Genomic DNA, 7,942 nt, shown 5'->3' on the forward strand with positions numbered 1-7,942 from the left:
TTCACGACGCTCCTGGTCATGGGTGCGGTATACTATTTCCAGGATCCGAAATGGAATATCCTGTGGATGGTGCTCCCCGTTTTGGGCGCATTGCTGATGTGGCTGACACGCGACAAGCATACCGAGGGCAAAGTCAGCACGTTCGTCGACCGCGTCATCAACAACGTATGGATGGTGACGGGCCTTACGGCGTGGTTCGTCAGTATGCTCACGCTATTCAGCCAGATACGGCTGCCGATCCTGTTCATCATCCTGCTGACGATGGGCATGGGAACCACGATCACGGGGCTGATCATCCGGTTCCGCCCGGCGACCGCCGGCGGTGCGGCGGCGGTCGTCCCCGCCTCCGTGTCTCTCATCGCGGGGGGGGGCTCCCGTTTCGCTCATCGTGAGCGGGTACTGGATGCCCACCCTCTTCGCCGTCGGATTCGTCGTGATGATGATTATCCCGGGGCATATCCTCAACTACAAGTCGAACCATACGAACGGATAACGCAATGGACGGACAGAAAATATCCGAAACGGAAGCGCTGGACATCATCGCCCGCGTCTTCGACCGCAATATGCGCCGCATGAATTACGTACGGGGCGAATTGTTCATCTGCTGGGGAGCGCTGCTCAGCCTCACGGCACTGGCCGAATACGGGCTTTACCGCTGGACAGGCGACGTGCGCGTGCTGTGGAGCTGGCTGGTTCCGCTGGTCTGCGGCTATATTTGGACGGTTCGCAATTCGCGGCGGAAGGCCCTCGTCCGCACGGGGTTCGACGACCTGCTGATCCTGATATGGGGCATGCCGGCGATGATCTCGGCCGCCGCGATCGTCTATGCCGTAACCATCCCCGGAAACACGATAAACCCCGTAGGCGTCATGCAACTGCTGCTCGGCACGGCACTGGCCATCACCGCCGAATTCTACCGGGGCAAAGGTTCCCGGCAATCGGGGTCGTTCGCAGCGTTGCTCATGCTCTCGGTCTTCGAGCTCATCATGGCGTTCAACTATACGTTCCGCATGCCGTTCGACGCCCAGGGCGGAACATGGATGCTCGAACTCTCCGCCCATGGCATACTGCTCGTACTGCTACCCGGTTTTATCCTCCGCCACATAACCCGCAAGCAATGTTCAAAGAACTGAATCCCCTGTTGCATTCGGAACTGAGACTGGCCGTGATGTCGATCCTCATCGGGGTCGAGAGCGCCGACTTCGTCTTTATCCGGCAGCAGACAGGGGCCACGGCGGGCAACCTTTCGGTACAACTGGACAAGCTGGCGAAGGCGGATTATATCGAAATCGAAAAGACCTTCCGCGGGAAGATGCCCTGCACGGTCTGTCGCATCACGGACACCGGGCGCGATGCCTTCGCCGAATACGTCGCGGCGTTGCAGACCTACATAAAAAGATAGCCCCGAAACACCCCGCAGCGGAACGCCGCGTTTGTTGCCGTCCAGCGCTGAATCCCCGCTTGGCGGGGATTTCTGCCGTAGCAGAGGCAACAGCACCCCGGAAGGGCATCCGTATCCGAATTTACATCGTGCAGAAGAACGTCACCAGGAACGGGACGCTGAAATCGAGCACGCAGCCGTGGAAGACCGACACCACGGCATAGGGTTTCCCTGCGGACTGCGTGATGATCGGCAGGGTGGTATCGAAAGTCGTGGCTCCGCCGATCGAGACGGCGGCCAGCGGCCCGAACCACCGGGCGACAAGGGGTGCGGCCAACAGCGTGAACAGCTCGCGCATGACATTGCAGAGCAATGCCACGGTTCCCAGCTCCGCACCCCGGAAATCGGCGATGAAGATACTCGAAAGCGAGTAGTAGCCGAACCCAGCGCCGACGGCCATCGTGTCCCCGGCCGTAAGCGGCGGCAGGAGCAGTGTCGACAAGGCAGCGCCGGCCAGCGTACCGACGGCCGTCATCACGGGCAGCAGCGCCAGCCGCGGATCGAGCCGCCGGACACGTCCCGCGAGGGTCGTATCGTTGCCGAGGGTGATCCCCACGCAAAACATCAGGGCATAGAGCACATAGGCGCTGAGGCGCGACCCCGCCACGTCGAACGGCAAGGCGGAGGAGAGCCCCGCCAGACATCCTGCGACGAAAAAGGCGACGATCACCAGACTCCCCCGCAAGGCGCCCCACATCGAAAGCGCCGCGTCCGCCCCGCTTACGACGTGCTCCCCCGCAATACGCCCGGCGTTCTGTCCGGGACACTCCACTGCAACGGCCGGCCCGGGCATTCCCGTACCGGCAGAGGTCGTAACGCGCGGTTGCGGCGCCTCGATCCCCGCAGCGACAGCCCCGGCCTGTTCCGGCATCCCTTCTGCGGGAGGCCGGGATGCGGTTCCCCGCCGGACGCAGCGCCACAACAGCCACGACATGCAGATACTGCCCGCGACCGAGCATGCGAAGATGACGAAGGCCGTGCGTCCGAGGGTCGCCATACCACCCACGACGGCAGGGTCGGAACCGACTTCCAGTCCCAGCAGGAACAGCAGGAGCCAGATAATCACGGTAATCATACGGGAGACGAATACGAGGCGCCAGCTCGACAGCAGGCGCCCCGCAATGATTCCTCCGATGATGACGGCAAAAATGACAAGCATCGTTTATTCCTGCTTCGCCGTGAGTTTTTCGATCTGTTTATCGGCCTCGGCCGCAAGTTTGTCGGCCTGTTTGCGGGCTTCCTCGACCAGTTTGTCTCCGGCCTTCTCGGCAGCCAGCTTGGCCAGCGCACCTTTCTCCTTCGCACCGTCGATAAGCTTCATCCGTTGCGCCTGGGCGGCCTCGACGAGTTTCTCACCCGCCTTCGCGGCCTCGGCCCGGAGGTTGTTGGCCTGTTTGCGGATCTCCTCGCCGAGCGACTCACTGCCCGTGAGCTTCTGAATCTGCTGGTCGACGACGTTCTTCACGGCCTGTTCGGCGGCCTCCTTCACACCGAGCGTGATCTTGGGCGAGGTGAACGTGCCGCCGATACCGACGTTGACCGATTGCAGGATACCGCCCGTCGAACCGGCCGGGAGGGCTACCCTGGCCGTATAGTCGATGGTCTGGTCGAGCCCCGTCGAACCCGACATGTTGATCCTGATGTCGCCCATCTTCAGGTCGAAAGGCTCCGTAGCGATACGTCCGTCGCGGATAGCGAAGCGGATAGCCACGTCCTTGGCCTCGATCTTACGCAGGTTGTCGTTGTTGAGCGCCTTGGCCAGTGCATCGAACGCCTCAATGTTCTGGATGCGGATATTGGCCGACTTGATCTCGCCCGTGGCGTTGACCGACTGCAGGTCGGGCGACATCTGCGCATCGAGCGTCGCGGACATATCGAGCGAAAGCGAATAGTCGCCGCCCGTCTTGGCAAAGACCGGGACGAGTTTCTGCACCATCTCCAACTCGTCGAAGGTCTTGGAGAACGATGCCCCCGAAAGCCCCAACGAGAGTTTCAGCGCCGGGCGCTGCGGATCGGAGGCCGTCGAGTAGCTGCCCGATGCGGTAGCCGTACCTCCGAAGAGCTGCATACGCAGGCGGCTGAGCGACAAAGTTCCGTCCGCCATGCGCATTTCGCCGGTGATGCCGCCGATGGTCATCTTCTGGAACAACACCTTCTGCAACTCGGTATTGAGCGAAAGGTCGAGGTTGCGCGGGACTTCGAGCGCCTGCGCGGGAGCAGGGGACTCGGCGGGCGCCTGGGCAGCAGCTTCCCCGCCGGCGGTTTCTTCGTCGGCCGGCATGGCATCCATGATCTCGTTCAGGTCGAGCAGGTCGGATTTCACGTAAAGGCGCCCGGAGAGCTTGTCGCCCCGCAGCAGGTAGCCGATATACCCCGTAAGCTGGCCGTTGGCCGCAAGGTCGCTCTTACCCACGGTCACGCCGAACTCGCCCAGCGTCATCGACGCCGGGGTGATCGTAGCCGCGGCACGGCGGATATGCACCGCGGGCAGGCCGGGCATAGAGAGGCCGAGTTTCTCGACGACGAATGTCCCCGAGGCCCCGATCTGTCCGTAACGGGCCTTCTCGACATCGGACATGCGCCCCGAAACCTTCACATCGGCGCTAATCAGTCCGCTCAGGGCTACATCCTCACCGAGCGGGTAAACCTCTTTCACCGCCCCCAGGTCTACCCGTCCGTCGGCCGCAGCACGGAATACCGGATCGCTGACCAGGTTCGTCGCATAGAGCGATGCCGAAAGCGTGTTTCCCGCCATGCGGAGCGTGAATTTCGAAAGGTCTACCTCGGTCTTATCCATGACGCCGCCGGGGTTGGCTATCCGTGCGGCGATATTGATTCCGTCGACCGCCTTGGGCAAAGACGAATACTGGAAACTGCCGTTGCGCACCTCGGTCTTGAGTTCGAAGGCCGGGAGCGCCGCCCCGCGCATCTCGCCACGGGCCCACAGCGCCATCGAAAGTTCGCCGGAGGCGGACAGGTTGCGGAAATCGCGGGTATAGAATGCCGGGACAAGCGAAAGCACGTCCTTGAACTGCACCTTGTCGCATCCGGCCGTAATATCCATAGCCACGGCATCGTCCTTCATTTCGGCCCAGCCGTCGAGCGTAAGCTCGATCGCATTGAGGCGCAGACGGTTCCGGGAGAAGGTAAAACGGTTGTTCTTCAGGTCGGCCGCGATTACGGCGTCGAGCTCCGCCTCGGCGTCGCTCAGCAGCGGAATTCCGCCCGAAACCAGCCGCACGGCACCGGCCGTAAGCCGCAGGTCAAGGTCGGTCTGGTCGGCCGACATGTCGCCCCGCAGGCGGAGGGAGAGGGGTGCCGTCGAAAAACGCATGCCCGTCGAATCGTCTTCATAGCGGATCGTCGCGTCGCTGATCCTGAAATCGCGAATCGAGAGGCTGAACGACGAAGAACCCTCCTCCGAAGCCCCTTCCCCGGCAGCGGGTTCCTCCCCCGAAGCCTTCACGATGTCCCAGTTGACCTTGCCGTCGGCGAGTTTATGCGCGTGCAGCGCCGGTTCGGCGAGGATGACCTTCGTCACTTCGAACCCGTCGTCGCCGAACAGCGACATCGGGTTCACGACGACCGATATGCGGTTCGCGGCAACGATCGTATCGCCTTCGAACGGCCCCGCGCCCACGACGGTCAGCCCTTTCAGGTCGAGCGACGCGCGCGGAAAATGGCGCAGCAGGCTGATGTCGAGTTTTTCGAAATCGACCCGTGCGTCGAGCATCTCATTGGCTTCGCGCTTCACGATCTGGGCGATCTTCCCCCTCAGCAACATCGGGGCGACAAAAGCCGCCACCAGAACAACGGCCACGACAATGGCCACAATCTTCACGATTTTTTTCATTTCCTATCTGTTTTAAAGACGAAAACCGTAGTCCCCGCCTCTTCGAATCCGATTTTACGGTAAAGGGCCCGGGCAGCTTCGCGCGCAGGGTTCGAGGTGAGCATCACCTTCGCGGCACCGATGCGGGCGGCATGCTCCGTGGCAGCCTTCACGAGCGCCTCGCCGGCACCGCAGCCGCGGGCTGCGGCATCGACCACCACATCCTCGACCCATGCCTTCCGGCCCGAGGGTACGTCGTACCACACCAGCGTCAGCACCCCGGCGATCCGGCCATCCAGCCGGGCGGCGAACAGCGCCGCGCCATCGCTGCACACAACACGTTCCATGGCCTGGCGGGAGAGTGCCCCCAGCCGGGGCGAAAGCTGAGGCATGAGCCTTGCGAACGCCTCGGCGAGTTCGTCGGATACCTCTGTCACACACTCTATTTCGACCGCCATGCTTCCCGGATATTTTTCACAAAGTTAATCTTTTTTTCGAAACCCCGGCTTTTTGCCCGTATCCCGGCTGCCATATGCCGAAAAAAGATTACTTTTGTCCCGTTCGGGACAGGCAGGCAAACCGACACCCCGACACGGCCCCGTGCCACCCTGCGGCGGATCGTACGCCGGGCGACCGGTGCAGTTGCGGACAGCCCCCTCCCTCCGGCGCGGAGAAAATGCCCGGGGAGGGACAGGAGCCCGGGCGCCGGCAAGCCCGGGGAATACCCGGGCCGAATCCCGGCCGAAACCGTAAAAAATTATGGAAAACATGAAAAAATATGCATTCCCGCTCGCGGCGTTTCTTTTCGCCGCCTGCAATTCCGGCGAAGAGACCACGACCACACAGATTCAGGAGCCCGTCGCCACGATCCTCGAATACACCCCGGCACCGGGCCAGTTCATCAACGGCACGATGGCCGGGTTCGACCATGTGGCATCGGAGGCAGACGCCCTGCGCTATGCCGCCGACCGCCTCGCCTCGAACAACTGGGTTTCGCTCGGCGGCTGGGGAGGCCGCATCGTGGCGGCCTTCGCGGAACCCGTGCCCAACACGGGCGGATACGACCTCTACGTCAAAGGCAACCAGTTCGACACGTCGTCCGAACCGGGCATCGTGTGGGTGTCGCAGGACGCCAACGGGGACGGAGCGCCCAACGATACGTGGTACGAACTGCGGGGCAGCGAATACGACAACGCCGAAACGATCCGCGGCTACAAGATCACCTATACCCGCCCCGCGGAGGCGGACGCCCCGGTAGCCTGGAGTGACAACGCGGGCGGCAGCGGCACGATCGACCGTGTGAAAGAACATACGCAGGCCTACTACCCCGAATGGCTCGGGGAGCGATTCACATTCGAAGGGACACGGCTGCCGGACAATATCGGAAAAGCCGGGGAAAAATGGACGATGGAGCCTTTTGCATGGGGTTACGCCGACAACTATTCGGCCTCCGACCGCACCGGCATGACCAACCGCCTGCGGATCAGCGACGCAGTAACGGCCGATGGCGCCCCGGCCAACCTCGCACAGGTCGACTTCATCATGGTGCAGACGGGAGTGAATGCCAAAGCGCCTCTGATCGGCGAGGTATCGACCGAGGTGAGCGGCATCGGCTGCTACCGCACCGTCACGAAAAAACAATAACCGCACACGGCGACCCGCCCTGCCCGTGGCGGCATAGCCCCGAATCCCGGAACCGATGACCCTCCGCGACCAACTGCTCGAACTCCAGGAGCCGAAATACATGAAATTCACCGCGGCACTGATGCCGGGCGTGGAAAACGTATTGGGCATACGCCTGCCGGTACTGCGCAAAATAGCCCGCCAGATCGCCGCAGGCGACTGGCGCACATACCTGGCCGAAGCCGAGGATTTCTATTTCGAGGAGCGGATGTTGCAGGGGCTGGTGATCGGCTGCGCCCGCTGCACGCCGGCCGAAAAGCTGGAGTATGTGGCGCGCTTCGTGCCCAAAATCGACAACTGGGCGGTCTGCGACTGTTTCTGCTGGCGCCTGAAGGCAGCCGAACGACAGCCGATGTGGGAATTCATACAACCCTATTTCCGATCCGAAGCCGAATACGACGTGCGTTTCGCCGTGGTGACGGGGCTGGGGAATTTCGTCGACGGGGAGCACCTCGAGGCACTGCTGCAACGGCTCGACGGCGTCCGCCACGAAGCCTACTACGCCCGGATGGCCGTGGCATGGGCGGTGTCGGTCTGCTATGTAAAATTTCCGCAGCGGACACACGAGTGGCTCGGCAGCTGCTCGCTCGACGACTGGACATTCAACAAATCGCTGCAAAAGATCATCGAATCGTTGCGCGTAAGCGACACGGACAAACAGGCGATCCGCGCCATGAAACGGCGCAAATAACCGGAAGGCAGCTCCCGACCGGCAAAACGGCCGCACCTGCCGGGTAAAACCGCTGCGCCTGCTGCGGGCAGAAAAACGGGGCGTGCGGCGCAGATTTGCAAAATAATGTTACCTTTGTGTAAGAAATTCCAAAACGAGCCCCTATGCGCAAACTGGTAATTATCCCGACATACAACGAGAAAGAGAATATTTCGGCGATGATCGACAAGGTCTTCTCGCTGCCCGAGGCTTTCGAAATGCTCGTCATCGACGACGGTTCGCCCCACGGCACCGCAGCGATCGTCAAAAAGCGCCA

8 protein-coding genes and 1 pseudogene are annotated in these 7,942 nt (G+C 62.0%); 6 read left to right on the forward strand and 3 right to left on the reverse strand.

All coding sequences use genetic code 11. The features are described from left to right. From QVP03_RS08245 to QVP03_RS08255, 3 genes and pseudogenes are all read left to right on the forward strand, one after another. Positions 1-576 (forward strand): annotated as a pseudogene (locus tag QVP03_RS08245) (hypothetical protein); the annotation flags it as partial. Further along, positions 498-1,133, forward strand: coding sequence for a hypothetical protein (locus QVP03_RS08250; protein WP_022333026.1), 636 nt, complete (start codon positions 498-500; stop codon positions 1,131-1,133). The pseudogene QVP03_RS08245 and the gene QVP03_RS08250, both read left to right, overlap by 79 nt. Next, positions 1,118-1,402, forward strand: a complete 285-nt coding sequence (locus tag QVP03_RS08255) for a winged helix-turn-helix domain-containing protein (RefSeq protein WP_018696559.1) — start codon at positions 1,118-1,120, stop codon at positions 1,400-1,402. The genes QVP03_RS08250 and QVP03_RS08255 overlap by 16 nt, the downstream gene beginning before the upstream one ends. 121 nt (positions 1,403-1,523) lie before the next feature. On the opposite strand, the gene QVP03_RS08260 is transcribed toward QVP03_RS08255, so the two are convergent. Genes QVP03_RS08260 through QVP03_RS08270 form a run of 3 tightly spaced genes read right to left on the reverse strand, consistent with a single transcriptional unit; the run spans position 1,524 to position 5,731 of the window. Further along, positions 1,524-2,600: a lysine exporter LysO family protein gene (locus tag QVP03_RS08260; protein WP_022333027.1), complete on the reverse strand. Its 1,077-nt coding sequence runs from the start codon at positions 2,598-2,600 to the stop codon at positions 1,524-1,526. Between the two features lie 3 nt (positions 2,601-2,603). Next, positions 2,604-5,294, reverse strand: a complete 2,691-nt coding sequence (locus QVP03_RS08265; RefSeq protein ID WP_022333028.1) for an AsmA family protein — start codon at positions 5,292-5,294, stop codon at positions 2,604-2,606. Then, complete coding sequence (locus QVP03_RS08270) at positions 5,291-5,731, reverse strand: GNAT family N-acetyltransferase (RefSeq protein ID WP_018696562.1); 441 nt, start codon at positions 5,729-5,731, stop codon at positions 5,291-5,293. The genes QVP03_RS08265 and QVP03_RS08270 overlap by 4 nt, the downstream gene beginning before the upstream one ends. A 310-nt stretch (positions 5,732-6,041) precedes the next feature. On the opposite strand from QVP03_RS08270, the gene QVP03_RS08275 reads away from it, so the two are divergent. The 3 genes from QVP03_RS08275 to QVP03_RS08285 all read left to right on the forward strand — a co-directional run. Beyond that, on the forward strand, positions 6,042-6,917 hold the full coding sequence (locus tag QVP03_RS08275) for a hypothetical protein (RefSeq protein ID WP_022333029.1): 876 nt from the start codon (positions 6,042-6,044) through the stop codon (positions 6,915-6,917). A 55-nt stretch (positions 6,918-6,972) separates the two neighbouring features. Then, on the forward strand, positions 6,973-7,647 hold the full coding sequence (locus tag QVP03_RS08280) for a DNA alkylation repair protein (RefSeq protein ID WP_022333030.1): 675 nt from the start codon (positions 6,973-6,975) through the stop codon (positions 7,645-7,647). A 143-nt stretch (positions 7,648-7,790) separates the two neighbouring features. Then, positions 7,791-7,942: glycosyltransferase (locus QVP03_RS08285; RefSeq protein ID WP_288210715.1), on the forward strand; the 152-nt coding region annotated here is incomplete at its 3' end.

It is taken from the genome of Alistipes sp. CAG:29 (genome assembly GCF_000435435.1).
Taxonomy (GTDB): Bacteria; Bacteroidota; Bacteroidia; order Bacteroidales; family Rikenellaceae; genus Alistipes; species Alistipes onderdonkii.